At 63.8% G+C, this 14198-nt stretch carries 11 protein-coding genes; 5 read left to right on the forward strand and 6 right to left on the reverse strand.

Annotation, left to right across the window (positions count from 1 at the left end):
- Window positions 1–259 precede the first annotated feature (259 nt).
- On the forward strand, window positions 260–2032 hold the full coding sequence (aspS, locus tag PLANPX_RS04380; RefSeq protein WP_152097551.1) for an aspartate--tRNA ligase: 1773 nt from the start codon (window positions 260–262) through the stop codon (window positions 2030–2032).
- A gap of 153 nt (window positions 2033–2185) precedes the next feature.
- Window positions 2186–2896: a TlpA family protein disulfide reductase gene (locus tag PLANPX_RS04385; RefSeq protein ID WP_172991865.1), complete on the forward strand. Its 711-nt coding sequence runs from the start codon at window positions 2186–2188 to the stop codon at window positions 2894–2896.
- 182 nt (window positions 2897–3078) lie between these two features.
- Here PLANPX_RS04385 and PLANPX_RS04390 read toward each other — a convergent pair whose 3' ends face one another.
- The 3 genes from PLANPX_RS04390 to PLANPX_RS04400 are packed head-to-tail and all read right to left on the reverse strand — an operon-like array spanning window position 3079 to window position 5686.
- Window positions 3079–4545 carry a sensor histidine kinase gene (locus PLANPX_RS04390; RefSeq protein WP_152097553.1) on the reverse strand — a complete coding sequence of 489 codons (1467 nt, stop codon included), beginning with the start codon at window positions 4543–4545 and terminating at the stop codon, window positions 3079–3081.
- Between the two features lie 2 nt (window positions 4546–4547).
- Entirely contained in the window at window positions 4548–5237 is a 690-nt protein-coding gene (locus PLANPX_RS04395; protein WP_152097554.1) for a response regulator transcription factor, read from the reverse strand.
- Complete coding sequence (locus tag PLANPX_RS04400) at window positions 5234–5686, reverse strand: hypothetical protein (RefSeq protein ID WP_152097555.1); 453 nt, start codon at window positions 5684–5686, stop codon at window positions 5234–5236. Before PLANPX_RS04400 ends, PLANPX_RS04395 begins: the two co-directional genes overlap by 4 nt.
- Before the next feature lie 309 nt (window positions 5687–5995).
- On the opposite strand from PLANPX_RS04400, the gene PLANPX_RS04405 reads away from it, so the two are divergent.
- Window positions 5996–7051 (forward strand): glycosyltransferase family 9 protein, encoded by a 1056-nt coding sequence (locus PLANPX_RS04405; protein WP_152097556.1) that lies wholly within the window; start codon window positions 5996–5998, stop codon window positions 7049–7051.
- 111 nt (window positions 7052–7162) lie between these two features.
- Here the strand turns inward: PLANPX_RS04405 and PLANPX_RS04410 are convergent, their stop codons facing one another.
- A complete protein-coding gene (locus tag PLANPX_RS04410; RefSeq protein WP_152097557.1) occupies window positions 7163–8308 on the reverse strand; it encodes a glycosyltransferase family 4 protein in 1146 nt (381 codons plus the stop codon).
- Window positions 8309–8371: 63 nt separating this feature from the next.
- Window positions 8372–8992 (reverse strand): DUF4254 domain-containing protein, encoded by a 621-nt coding sequence (locus tag PLANPX_RS04415; RefSeq protein WP_152097558.1) that lies wholly within the window; start codon window positions 8990–8992, stop codon window positions 8372–8374.
- A gap of 241 nt (window positions 8993–9233) precedes the next feature.
- On the opposite strand from PLANPX_RS04415, the gene PLANPX_RS04420 reads away from it, so the two are divergent.
- A complete protein-coding gene (locus tag PLANPX_RS04420; RefSeq protein WP_152097559.1) occupies window positions 9234–10154 on the forward strand; it encodes a spermidine synthase in 921 nt (306 codons plus the stop codon).
- Window positions 10155–10217: 63 nt separating this feature from the next.
- A complete protein-coding gene (locus PLANPX_RS04425; protein ID WP_152097560.1) occupies window positions 10218–11837 on the forward strand; it encodes a fused MFS/spermidine synthase in 1620 nt (539 codons plus the stop codon).
- 117 nt (window positions 11838–11954) lie between these two features.
- Here the strand turns inward: PLANPX_RS04425 and PLANPX_RS04430 are convergent, their stop codons facing one another.
- Window positions 11955–13985, reverse strand: coding sequence for a hypothetical protein (locus tag PLANPX_RS04430; protein ID WP_152097561.1), 2031 nt, complete (start codon window positions 13983–13985; stop codon window positions 11955–11957).
- Window positions 13986–14198 lie beyond the last annotated feature (213 nt).

The following is a 14198-nucleotide window of genomic DNA, read 5'->3' on the forward strand; positions in this document are numbered from 1 at the left end:
TTTCTTGCGCTTCATCTTCTTAGCGCCTTCGCGCCTTTGCGTGAAATCTGTCTTCAAAAAGCTGCTCCCACAGCCCAGAACCGCCCCAAAACGGCCCCTTTCCGCCCCCGCCGCCTCGTTCGCCTTTGCGCTGCTACCGCCGGCAACTAGAATTGCGAACTTCCCCCGGCCCCGCAGGCTCCCCTACAGGGCAGCCCGGCGGGGAGGAGGGTTTCTCGGGGCGGCCCCTGCCCTTTCACTGGTTTTCGAGGTTACGCGCGTGCTACGGACTCACACCTGCGGCGAATTAGGCGAACTGAACGTCGGGCAAGTCGTCACTTTGTGCGGCTGGGTCGACTCCTACCGCGACCATGGCGGCGGGCTGTTTGTCGACCTCCGCGACCGCTACGGCCTGACGCAGGTGGTGTTCAACCCGCCCGACACGGCCCAGGGAGTGATCGACCTGAGCAAGACCGTGCGAGCCGAGTACGTGCTGAAGGTCACTGGCGTTGTCGCCGTTCGGCCGGAAGGCATGGCTAACCCGAAGCTGTCGACCGGCAAGATCGAGCTGCGGGCAACGGCCCTGGAGATTCTCAATAAGAGCCTCACGCCGCCCGTGTCGCCGAACGCCCACGCCCAAGACCTGCCGGGCGAAGACCTGCGGCTCAAGCACCGCTACCTCGACCTGCGTCGTCCGGAACTGCAAAAGGTGCTCATCATGCGCGACCGCATGGTGAAGGGGATGCGCGACTACTTCGCCGACCATCATTTCCTCGACGTCGAAACCCCCTGCCTCGGTCGCAGCACGCCGGAGGGCGCCCGCGACTACCTCGTGCCGAGCCGCGTGCATCATGGGCATTTCTACGCTCTGCCGCAGTCGCCGCAGCTCTACAAGCAGATTCTGATGATCGCCGGCTACGACCGCTACGTGCAGGTCGCCCGCTGCTTCCGCGACGAAGACTTGCGGGCCGATCGTCAGCCGGAGTTCACGCAGCTCGACGTTGAAATGTCGTTCGTCGACAGCGATGACGTCATCGGCATCATCGACGGCCTCGTCGCGAAGCTGGCCAAGGAAGAGCTCGGCATCGACGTGCCGCTGCCGTTGCCCCGTTTGCGCTACGACGAAGCGATGGAGCGGTTTGGCCACGACGCGCCTGACCTGCGGTTCGGCTGCGAGATCGTTGACCTAACCGACCTCGCCCCGCAGAGCGAATTCGGCGTCTTCAAAGCGGTCGTCGACGGCGGCGGCAAGGTCCGCGCGATCAACGTCCCCAAGGGTGGCGAGTTTTACTCCCGCCGCGGCATCGACGGGCTCACCGAATTCGTGAAGGGCTTTGGCGCCAAGGGCCTCGCCTGGTTCAAGTGCGAGGAAGACGGCAAGCTGAACTCGACGATCGCTAAGTTCTTCTCGCCGGAACTGCTCGCACAGTTTGCTGCGCGGCTTGGCTCGAAGCCGGGCGACCTCGTCCTGTTCTCGGCCGACAACTGGGAAGCGACCTGCAAGGTGCTGCACGCCCTGCGGACCAAGGTCGGCCGTGAGATGAAGCTGTACGATCCGCAGGCGATGAACTTTTCGTGGGTCATCGAGTTCCCGATGTTCGCCAAGGACGAAGAGTCGGGCCACTGGGCCGCGATGCATCACCCGTTCACGGCGCCGCTCGACGAGCATGTCGCGCTGCTCGATACCGACCCCGGCAAGATGCGGGCGAAGGCGTACGACCTGGTGATCAACGGCAGCGAGGCGGGCGGCGGCACGATTCGTATTCACGACTCGGAGGTGCAGTCGAAGGTCTTCGCGCTCCTCGGCATCGACGATGCGACGCAACAGGAGCGGTTCGGCTTCCTGCTCGACGCCTTGCAATACGGCGCCCCGCCGCACGGCGGCATCGCCCTCGGCGTCGACCGCTGGATCATGCTGTTCGGCCGCCTGGAAAGCATCCGCGACTGCATTGCGTTCCCGAAAACGCAAAAGGCGTCGGATCTGATGACCGACGCCCCGGGGACCGTCGACGCCCGGCAACTGCGCGATTTGGCGATCAAACTCGTTCAGTAGCGCGATCGGCGCCAGCGTTACATCTTCGCAACTGGCGCCGCTGCGGATGGAATATTCGATCCGCCAGGACTATGGTTCCTGTTGACTGCAGTTGACCCCTCGATCGCCCCGGCGAGAATGAGGGCGTTGCGCCACTGGCAGGAGAATCGAGTCATGGATCGAGCGGGTTGGACAAGCAAGTTAGCGGCCGCGATCATCAGCGGCGGCGGTATTGTTCCTTTCCTGGCTGGCTGCAGCGAGCCGGCCATCGGCGCGGCGGCAGCTCAAGTGGCTGAAGCAAACGACGAGAAGTCGTCGAACGCGGGAGCTGGCTCCGACGGCGCCGTGACCCCTGCCGGGCCGATCGTCCGGACGGCCGCGAAGCCGATCACCGAAGAATATTCCGCGAAGGTGCCGCCGGTGATGCTCGCCTCGGAGCATGCCGCGATCTGCAAGGTGAACGTCGGCGAGCCGTTCCCGCAGCTCGAACTCCCGAAGATCGGCGGCGGCAACGCGAAGCTCGCCGACCTCAAGGGGGCGAAGGCGACTGTGGTCCTGTTTTGGGCGCCCGACCGTTGGATGGCCGAAGGCGCCCTGGCCGATGTGGCTAAGGAAGCGGCGACTTACGGCGGCAAGGGAGCTGCGTTCGTCGGCGTTGTTGAGGGAGCCCCCAACGATGCCGGTCAAAAGCTGATCAACGCCGCGGGTACGACGCTCACGCAACTAGCCGACGCCGACGGCAAGGCTCTTGCTCAAGTCGGCGAGTCGTGGCTGCCGCGGGTCTATGTGCTGGATGGCCAGGGGAAGGTTGCTTGGTTTGATATCGAGTTTAGCGAAGCGACTCGGCGCGAACTGCAACAGACGTTGGCTGAACTGACGAAGTAGCCGTCAACATTTTGTATCCTCTTCGTGCCAGTGGCATGAGCACCACCGCATAATGTCTTTGTGGCTCCCTCCCCCTTGAGGGGAGGGCTGGGGAGGGGGTGGAACTCTGGTACCCGCTGCTTTCACCCCTCCCTAACCCTCCCCCTCAAGGGGAGGGGACCAGAAGATTCCGTGTGAGGCGATCACCGCTCCGGCGGCTCGTTGAGCCGCGGCTGCTGGGGCGGTTGCGACAGGCGGGTCGGCAGCGTAAGCGTGAACGTACTGCCGCGGCTGAGTTCGCTGTGGCACTCCAACCGCCCGCCTAGCGCCGCGACGATCCGCGACGCGATGGCCAGTCCCAATCCCGTCCCGGCAATCCCCGCATCGCGGGCGCTCTTGCTGCGGAAGAAGGGCTCGAAGACCGTCGCCTGATCTTCGGGTGAGATGCCGCGGCCCTGGTCGGCGACGCTGATCGCGGCCGCATCGGCGCTCCCTGTGGCCGTTACGGTAATCGGCGTGCCGGGCGCGCTGTACTTCGCGGCGTTCGAAATCAAATTGTCGAGCAGACGGTTGAGCAGGGCAGGCGGCGCGCTGACCGTGGCGTTCGGTGGAAGCTGCACCTCTAGCTGCAGGTCGCCGCGACGTGGGTCGTTCTGCCAACGTTCCATATATCGCGGCAGCCACTCGGCCAACTCAATCGATTCGCTGCCGGGCAGCGTCGCATCCTCCGATGTGCGCGCGAGGAATAGCAGCGACTCGACAATTTGCTGCAACTCGTTCGCTTCGTCCCGCAATACCCCGAGCGTATCGGCATATTCTTCCGCTGTGCGCGGCCGCCGCAGCGCGACGTCCATTTGCCCCAACAGCACGGTGAGGGGCGTGCGGAGTTCATGGGCCGCGTCGCCGGCGAAGCGGCGCTGTTGTTCGTAGGCTCGTTGCTGGCGATCAAGCAGCGTGTTGAACGATTGGCCCAGGTCGGCGAGTTCGTCGCCCGAGTCGGGCGCTGGCAGGCGACTTTTGAAATCGCTGCCGGCAATCGATCGCGCCCGCTGCGACATTTCGAGTACTGGCCGGAGCGCGCGGGCTCCGAACCAGCGGCCGAGCGCCGCCGCGAGCAGCCACGCCGCGAGCGGCAGCAGAATGACGAGGGTCAGCAGCCGCTGCAGATTTGCATCCATGTCGGCCGTCGAGCGGGCGACGACGACGACCAATTCGTCGAACTCGTCGAGTTCACGGTCCAGCCGAATCGGATCGGGCGCGGTGAGCCGCTGGTAGAGAATGTTCAGTTCGCCAGGCGCCTGCGTTTCGCCGGCGGTTTGATCGTTAGTCGCCGCCTCCGTCGCGATCCGCTTGGCTTCGGCGACGATTTCAGGCGTGGAATTACGCGATTGTTCGACGATCTGCGACCGGTCGCCGATGACGACCCACCGCACCTCTTCCGGCCCCGCGCCGCTGCCGAGCGCGATGGCATGTTCGAGCGGCTGCCATTTCACTTCTTCAGGCTCGACTTCAATCGCGGCAACGAGCGAGTAAAGGGCGCCATGCAGTTCCTGGTCGAACTGTTGCACAAGTCGCCCACGGACGAAAGCGTAGAACAGCCCGGAGTAGACGACCAGCACGATCGCGAGCGCCGCCAGGAAGAATGCCGAGACGCGATTGACCAACGTCATGGTTACGCCTCGTCGCTGCCGGAGGCGTCGAGCACATAGCCGCGGCCGCGTCGCGTTTGAATGACGCGCGGGCCAAAAGCTTCGAGCTTGCGGCGGAGTTCCTTCACATGGACCTCCAGCGTGTTCGACAAGCCGTCGTATTGCTCGTTCCAAACGGCGTCGAAGATCCGCGTTCGCGACAAGACCTTTCCTGGATAACGCAGGAACAAGCAAAGGAGCGAGAACTCTTTCGCGGTCAGATCAAGCGGCGAGCCGTCGCGGCTGGCGCGTTGGCTTCCCAGGTCGGCGTGGATGTCGCCGTAATCGAGTGCGAGCGAGGTCGATTGCTCCGGCCGTCTCAGCAATGCTCGCACGCGGGCGAGGAGTTCTTCGAATGCAAACGGCTTGCAGAGATAATCGTCGGCGCCGGCGTCGAGGCCTTCGACCCGCTCGCCCACGCCGTCGCGAGCCGTGAGGAACAGCACCGGCGTCTTACGATCTTTCGCGCGAAAACGACGGAGCAGGCTAATGCCGTCTTCGCCCGGCAACCACCAATCGAAGAGCACCAAGTCCCACGTGCCATGCTGCAGCGCCACCCAGCCGCTTGGGCCGTCGGCGGCATGCTCGACCTGGTAGCCCTCCTCTCGGAGGCCGCGGACCAGGAAGTCGGCAATCCGCGCCTCGTCTTCGATCACCAGAATGCGACTGCTCATGCGACGCTTTCGTGCAAGGTGTTCATGGTTCGACGCTGGAGAGGTAAGCCGGAACGCTCAATTGTACCAGCGTGAGGCGGCAGCCGCCGGGGTGATTTCCCCTGCTGATCGTGCCAGGCTGGCCAGAAGAGCGCCAGTTCTTCCCCGTCGCGCAGCGATTGCCGTGCCGCGGCAACGGCTTGCCGCCAATCATCGGCGTGCCAGATTTCGCTCCATCCGCATGGTCCGGCATCGGCAAGCTCGCTGATGGCTGACTGCGGGAGAGCGCCTTCAGCGGCGGCGATAATCAGTCGCGAGCGTCGCGGCTCGCGGCGAATCAACGTCGGCAGATCTCCCGTGGAATGGCGGTCGAGCACCAGCACTGTGACGCCAGGTCGCAGGACGCGGTTTCGGTCGAGCGCGTCCCACGCGGCTCGTAGCTCGACAAGCGATTCATAGTGGCAAATCATCGCCTTTCCCCTGTTTCCGTTTGGCCTTCGGCTCGTGTGAACCTGAGCAATCAAGGCCGCACAGGAAAAGATACGAGGCTGCCGTAAACGGCTGCTGAACGGAAGATAAAATCGGCTTTATGTAACGGTGTAGTGTGTCGTCACTTCCCCTAGCCCCGGGCTCCGCCCGGGGGTTGCACCACGCGCGACGCCGCCCACTGGCATGGCGACCGACCCCCGGGCGGAGCCCGGGGCTGGAACGTTGTAACGAGAGCCGCGGCTGCCCAGTTTGTCTTGTTCGTGGTGAGAGGGGCTGTTAATTTCCTCGCCATGACCGCACATCCTCCACTCGGCGACGCACCGCGGATTCTCATCGTTCGGCTCTCGGCCCTGGGAGACGTCATTCACGGCGTCCCTGTGGCCTGTGCGTTGCGTGCGGCCTACCCGCAAGCATCGATCGGCTGGATCGTCGAAGGCCGTACCGCCGACTTGCTGGAAGCTCATCCGGCGATCGATTATGTGATCCGGGCGCCGCGAGGTTGGCTGAAGTCGCCGCGCACCGTGCTAGCACTCCGCCGTAAAATGCGGGGGCTGCGTTTCGACGTCGCAATCGACCTGCAGTGCCTCACCAAAAGCGCCATTGCTGCGAAGCTGAGCGGCGCCCGCCGTCGCATCGGCAAAGCGGGCAGCGACGGCCGCGAACTGAGCAAATGGTTCCACAATGAGCTCGTCCCCGTGGGCGGCGAGCATGTCATCGATCATTACCTAGAACTGTTGAAGCCGCTCGGCATCACGTCGCCGCTTACCGAGTTTGATCTGCCAGAGCGGAGTTCCGACGGCTTGCTAGCCGACCAGATTTTGCACACCGAAGAGTTGCCGCGGGGCCGCTACGTGGTGATGAATCCTGGCGCCGGTTGGGCGTCGAAGATTTGGCCGCCGGAGCGTTACGGCGAACTGGCCGGTCGGTTGGAGCGCGACTATGGCATTCCCACGCTCGCCGTGTGGGGTCTGCCGGCGGAAAAGCCGCTGGCCGAGGCGATCGTTGCCGCGAGTAGCGGCGCGGCGCGTTTGGCGCCGCCGACGTCCGTGCTGGAGCTTGGCGCCGTTTGCCGCCGGGCGGCGTTGTTCGTCGGTTCCGACACGGGGCCGATGCACCTTGCCGTCGCCGTCGGCACGCCGACCATCAGCCTGCATGGCCCGAGCATCGCCGACTGGTGCGGGGCTTATGGGCCGCACAACATTCGCCTGCAGGTTCGCTACGAGTCAGGCTCCGCTCAAGAGCGGCGGAAGGCCGACGACTCGGCAATGCGCGAGATTAGCGTCGACATGGTCGAAAAGGCTTGCCGGCAGTTACTCGACGCGAGCCAATTGCGTCGCTGTGCTTAAGCATTTTAGCCCCGGGCTCTGCCTGGGGGGTCGGCATCCATTCCGGTTAGCTTCGTCACGCGTAGTGCAACCCCCGGGCGGAGCCCGGGGCTAGGGCAACTCGCGGGCTACTTAGCGTTCCGACAGCACGCGGTCCCAGACGCCTTCCAGCGTCGTGGTGAAACGCGACCAAGAGAAGACCTCGCGGGCTCGTTCGTGGCCGGCTTTGCCCATACGGGCGGCGAAATCGCGGTTCTCGAGCAGTGTGAGGATCGCCTCGCCAATTGCTCGGCTATCGCCCACGGGCGCCAGGATGCCAGTCTCGCCGTCGGCGATCGATTCGGGCGCCCCGCCGGCACGACAGGCGACGATCGGTTTGGCCAACAGCGCGGCTTCGATGTAAGCGAGTGCGCACGGCTCTCGATGCGAGGGGAGGGCCATCACGTCGATGGCGTTCATCACGTCGCACGCATCGCGGCGGAAGCCGGCGAAGCGAACTTGTTTCAGGTAGCCGCCGGCACGGGCGGCTTGTTCGAGTTCGTCACGCAGCGGTCCGCGGCCCATGATCCAGAACTGGGCGTTTGGAACGGCGGCCAAAATCTGCGGCATCGCCGCGAACAATTCGCGGTAACCCTTCTTCACCGAGAGGTGGGCAAACGTCCCCACCACCGGCGTCGTCGCGTCGGCGCCGAACTCGGCCCGCACCGCAAGCGGGTCGCGCTGCGGACGATACTCATCGGCTTCGAGGGCGTTCATCAGCACGGTGATGCGCTCGCGCGGAATGCCTTGCGCAACCAAATCGTCGCGCACGGCGCCCGAGACGGCCAGCAGATGGCTCTGCCGACGATGCCACCGAGCCGATGTAAAACCTTGCACATGGCCGACCGACTTTGGCCCGCCGAACGCTTCCAGCCAACCGGTCCACCAGCTGGCAGTCGAGAGCGTCGATTGCACCAGATCGACATGATGTTGTCGAGCCGCGCGAGCGATCCGCGAGATCGCCATGAAGTTCACTTTGCCGCCGATGCGAGCGCGATCGACCGACATGCCTTGCTCAAGCATATGCTCGATCGCGGGCGAATCGTGCTTCACGAGCACCGGCATCTCGTGGCCGCGAGCGCGGAGCTTGCGGGTGAGCCGCACGAGTTGCATCTCGGCGCCCGACATGTGCGACGGGGTGATCACCTGCAGGACGCGGCGGCTATTGGCGACGCGCGGCGCGAGCGTCGCCGCCATTTGTGCCCGCCGTAGATTCGAGGCCGAACTAACCGTGGCCATAGATTCCCATCCCGATGTTTGTGAGCCGCCCCCGGCTAGTTGCAAATTGCCCGCGTGTGCGGCTTATGCCGCTTGCTTCTTCCCGGCCTGATACAGGTACGGGTTGAGCGTCGCGTCGTTGTACATCTTCATCTGGCGGTAGACCTTGAGGATCTTCCGTCCGGCGCCGAGGTCGAACAGATGCTCGGCCAGCGATTGCGAGAGGTCGCCCTGCTGGACGCGGCACCGAGCGAGACGCTGCTGGACGCGCTCGATGTGGGCGGCGTCGACGTCGGTCCGCTCAAGCTGTTCTTCCAAGTGGAAGATCCGCAGCGACATGATCGACAGGCGATCGATCGAAGCGCCGGGCGTTTCGGTGTTCAGCCGGGCATTGGCGGCCGGCTTGACGCTGGCTTCGGAAAGGAGTTCCAAGAAGGCTTCGTCGATCCGCTCGATCCAGTCGTTGCGTTGCTGGTTGTAACCGTCGATCGCGCGCTTCACCATCGCGATGCGGGCGTCGGTGACTTCGGGGCTGCGAGCGATGTCTTCTTCGTGCCACAGCAGGAAGTTGTATTGGTGCTGCTGACAGACCGTGCCGAGGAACTCGCTGTAGGCGTTGTCGGGCTCCACTTGATGCCAGCGGGCGACGGTTTCGTGGTGGAGCTTGTTGACGGCCTTCACAATCCGCTTCGGATCGAATCGCATGGTTCTCTCTAACTGGAAAAGTGCGGCAAGTCTCGGCGTTTCGAGACGATCTCGCGATGTTTCGGGTGTGTTCAGGGGCGTTCCGAGAGCATGCCGGGACGCAGGCGGCGCGGACGTTTGAGCTCGCGCGGCGGCGGATTTTAGGTGGGCCGCGATCCTGTCACAAGATCAGCCGGGGCGGGGCTAGGTAGCCTCGTGCGTGACGTATGCGAGAATTCACGGCTCCGGTAAACTGCTAGCCATGAAACTACTGTCCGCCCATTGCCGAGAGTCGCTTCGCCGCGGGCTCGCCGCGCTGCTGGCGATGCTAGCAACTGCGTCGTCGGTATCGCCGTCGAGCGCGCAATCGGTGCGCTCAGCGCTCGAAAACGCCGCTGGCGAACTCGAATACGACGGCAAGTCCGACTACTCGCACATTCGCGTTCGCCGCCGCGGGCCGATCCGCTCGATGATCTTCGTCCGCGACAACGGCCAGGAAGTCCTCGAAACGCAGATGGACATTCGGCGCCCTGCTGACCTCAAGTTCGAGTATCTGCGATTTCTGTTCGCGAGCTACCTGTTCCAGCCCGAGCCCAAGCAGGTGCTGATCGTCGGCCTCGGCGGCGGCAGCATGGTTCATTACCTGCAGCAGACCGACCCCGGCGTGAAGATCGACGCGGTGGAGATCGATCCGCTGGTGGTGAAACTGGCTGCCGACATGTTTGGCACGAAGCCGACCGAGAACGTGAAAATCTTTACCGCCGATGGTTTGAAGTTCATCGCCGCGGCGAAAGAGCAAGCGTATGACGTGATCTACATGGACGCGTTCCTGAAACCGTCGGCGGAGACCGACGGCACGGGGGCGCCGCTCGCGCTTCGCACGCAGCAGTTTTACAAGCAGTTGCAGACGAAGTTGAAGCCGGGCGGCGTCGTGGCGTTCAATCTCAATCCGCACGAAGAGCTGGAAGCCGACATTCGCGAACTGAACGCGGCGTTCTCGCAGGTTTATATCTTCCAAATGTCGCAGTTCAACGGCGTCGTCGCAGTCGCGACGACCGACGCGGCTCGCCTCGATGCGAACGAGTTGACCCGCCGTGGCAAGACGCTCGACCGACGTTTCAAGTCGTCGCTCGACTTCCAAGAAATGCCGCGGCGACTGCGGCGCGAGTCATCTCATCAATAAGAGAGCGAGCCGCGGGGTTCATCCCCGCGGTCCTTCCAAGTACACCTCAGATCTGAGCAATTCATGGCGGCGCAGCACACCACCGATTCATCTACGACCGACCTGTCATTAACGCGAACAGCCCAACGCAAGGCCTTCTCGCTGCTCCCCCCCAGCCTCGGCCTCAAGCTGCTCGTCCTCGTCTCGGGCGCCGTGCTGATGGGCCTCGAGATTGTCGGCAGCCGGATCCTGGCGCCTTACTTCGGCAACTCGGTCTTCGTCTGGGGCAGCCTGATCTCGCTGTTCCTCATCGCACTGAGCGTCGGTTACTACATCGGCGGCGGGCTTTCCGATCGCTATCCGTCGCGCGCGCTGCTCAACACAATTCTGCTGGCGGTTGCAGCGCTGATGTTTCTGATCGTTATCATCGGTCAGCCTGTTTGCGATGCGATCCTGCGGGCCAAGTTTGGCGAGAAATCGGGACCGTTTCTGGCGGGCGCTATTTTGTTTTTGCTCCCAAGCATCGGCATGGGCATGGTCTCGCCGTTCGCGATTCGGCTCGCCACGTCGACAGTCGCTTCGGTCGGCAAGACGGCCGGCACGCTGTACGCACTATCGACGCTCGGCAGCATTCTCGGCACGATGCTGACGACGTTTGTGTTGATCCCCAACTTCGGCGCCGGAGCAATTCTCAAAGGGCTCGCCGGAGCGCTCGCTATCGTCGCCATCGCGACCTTCCAGTTCGGCAGCGGCGGCGCCGCGATTCGCGGGAGCGCCGTTATTCTCGCTGCGGTGGCGGCTGGGATCTTCGGCCTCGGCGACCTGCGAGCCGCCTCGCTGCCGCCAGGGAGCGAACTCGTTCGCGAGATCAACACGCCGTATCACCATATTTCGGTCATCGACAACAAGCTCGACTCGCAACGTGAGCTGAAGTTCGACCGTTTTACGGAGAGCGCGATCGAACTTAGCCCGCCGCACCGCACGAAGAGCCTTTACACCAACTACTTCAACCTCGCCTTCTTACCGCAACCAAAAATCCGCCGGGCGCTGTTCATCGGCGCCGGCGGCGGCGTCGGCCCGAAGGCGTTTCATGAGCATGATCCGACGATGGAGATCGACGTCGTCGACATCGACCAGGCTGTGCTCGACGTCGCTCGCATGGATTTCTACATGCCCGAGGGGGAGAACATCCGCGCGATCGCGGCCGACGGCCGGACGTTCGTCCGCAATAGTCCTGATGGGCACTACGACGCGATCTTTCTCGATGCCTTCACGATTGGCGGGCGCATTCCATTCCACCTGGTGACCCGTGAGTTCTTTCAGCTTTGCCGGCAGAAGCTGGCTCCTGGCGGCGTGTTGGTGATGAACGTCAACAGCGCCGTCCGCGGCGAGAACGCGAGGATTTTCGAGTCGATGTACACGACCCTCGGTGAGGCATTTCCGCAGGTTCACGCTTTTGCCCTTTACCATCAGTTGGGGCTGCGCGACCAATCGACGAACGTGATGCTCGTCGCGGTGAACAGCGACCAGAAGCTGAGCCCCGAGGATTGGCTCGCGAAAGCCGTGGCGTACGAGTCGCCTTCACATATCGGCAACGCCGAGGTGCGGCGGATGGTCAACGACCTGCTGACGACGCTGCCGCCGATGAAGCAGGCGACGCTGTTTACCGACGACTACGCGCCGATCGAAACGATGTCGTTTTAGCCCCTGGCTCTGCCCGGGGGTGGCGTCGCGTCACGCAACGCGTAGCGGAATGGTGGGCGACCCCCGGGCGGAGCCCGGGGCTAGAGTGAATGCCGTCGTAGTTTATTTGTGGCAGCGTTACTTCGTCTTGCCGTCTTCGCCCTCTTCACCGAGGCCGAGCGCTGCCAACCACCGGCGTCGCGGTTTGCCGTCGGCGTCGTTAGCGAGGATCCCCTGCGGATCGGTCTTCTGGAACTCCGACATTTTATCTCGCAACGCCGCTTGTTCGCGGGCGAGCTTCGCCCGCTCCAGCGAGGCTTCGAGTTCGGCGGCCCGCAGCTTTTCTTCCCACTCGGCTTGCAGTTGAGCGAGCTTTTCGCGCTCGGCGATAATCGAGGCGTCGGCGTCGACCGCTTCGGCGACGAGCCGCTGGTTGGCCGCAGCTTCGTCAACGATTCCCCCGCCGTTCGCACGCAACTCGGCAAGCTCGCGATCCTTCTCAGCGATGGCGTTATCGGTCGCGGAGATCGCATCTTCGATCTTCGCCCGCTCCTTGCGGCGTTCCGGCGTGACGGCGCCTTCGCACTCTTCGTCTTCGAGCATCGCCATCAAGCGGGCCCGCTGCGACGCCCAGTCGCTGCCACCGCTATGGACCGGGGCGCCCGACGACGATTGAGCCGTCGCGAGTTGTCCACGTAGCTCGTGGTTGATCTGGTTGGCTTTGCGGAGATCGTCGAGCGTCATCTCGAACCGGTGCTGCAGATCTTCCATCTGCTGCCGGATCGCCGAGTCGTCCGCAGGGGCCGCCGTCGGCAGCGGTTGCGATTCGAGTTCGACTACGCGCGCGGCGAGGGCGTCGCGTTCGGTGACCGCTTCCTGCAGCTTGGCCGTTAGTTCCGGATCCACAGCAGCGGCGGTCGCCATCGGGGCGGCGTCGCGCAGCTCGCTGTTCTCCCGCTTCAGTTTCTGCACCTCGGAAAGCGTGAGCCCGAACTTGTTTTGTAAGGCATCGAGATCGGCACGGGGGCACGTGGTTTCACGCAGCGACGCGAGTTCAGCCTTGGTGGCGTCGAGATGTGCTAGTACCGCCGCCCGCGCCGTCTCCGCCGCTTCAACTTCCATTTGGAACTGCTCGAACTGCCGTTCCAGTTCGGGCACCGACGCCGCGGCTTCTTGCTCAAGGGCGTCGATTTGGCCATGAGCCGCTTCAACCGCGGCTTGCAGTTCGTCGCGGGCCGCAGTGGCGTCGTCGAGCAGCGATTGCAGCGACGTCAGCTCAGTGGCATGGCTCGTCTGAAGCATGGCGAGTTGCGATTCAAGCTTCGCGTTGGCCGCCGTTAGCTTCGTCGACTCTTCCTGAATCGAGTCGGCCTGCAAGTGTGCTGCGGCGAGGGCCGATTGCGATTCTTGCAGCTCGCGCTGGCTGACGGCGAGCTCGCTGCGAACTTGTTCGACTTCCGCCGTTCCGCGCGTCCGCTCTTCGGCGAGGGCCGCTTCGAGCTTCTCGGTCGACTGGCTCTCCTGCTCAAGTTTGTCGTACTCGGCCTGCAACCGTTCCAGGTCGTTGAGCGCAGCGATCGTTTGCTCTTCCGCAGCCGTGCGAGCCGCTGCGGCCAATTCGAGCTCAGCCTGCAGTTGCGTCGCCTGCTCGCTGGAGCGGGCTTGCATGTCGCCGATCGCCTGCCGGGCGGCCGCGACTTGTTCGGCGACTTTTTCGTTGCGGCTACGGTCTTCTTGCCGCTGCGATTCCAAGCCGGCGAGCTGTTCACGCAGCTGGCGAATCTCCGCCTGGGCGTCGGCGATGTGACCAGCCGCTTCGTCGCACGCAGGGCACGGCTCCGACTGAATCGCGTCGATCTGCTTCCGCGCGAGGGCGAGCTGCTGGACGAACTTCTCGTGCTTGGCCCGATTTTCTTCGAGTTGTTCGCGGAGCGCCGCGACTTCGGCGTCGCGGCTGCCGGGAAGATGCTTTTCGATTCCCTCGGCGGCCGTTTCGAATTCCTCAGCCAGCTGGCGAACGCGGTCGCTGAGCTCGGTCTCGATCTGTGCGAGCCGTTTGCGATGGTCGTCGAGAGCTTGGTTCGCGCGTTCGCGCAGGGCGCGCAGCTTCTCGGCTGCGACCTGCGCTCGATCACCCGGAAAACCGGGGCGCGACTTGGCTTCTTCCATGACGACGCCTAACCCAACGTTGCGATTTCGATGAAGTCTGTCTATATCGTCGCGCAGCAGGGCTTCGGCCGAAGTCCCGCCTCGCGAAGAGAGGTTATTCCAACGGTATATAGGCCGCAGGAAGGGGCGAGTCAAAGCTCGCGAAAGGCGTTACACGGGCTGGTGGAGTTATGACGAGAATGAGGCCCGATCAGCTGAATTTACGGACGTGCG

Source organism: Lacipirellula parvula (assembly GCF_009177095.1).
In the GTDB taxonomy this organism is placed as follows: domain Bacteria; phylum Planctomycetota; class Planctomycetia; order Pirellulales; family Lacipirellulaceae; genus Lacipirellula; species Lacipirellula parvula.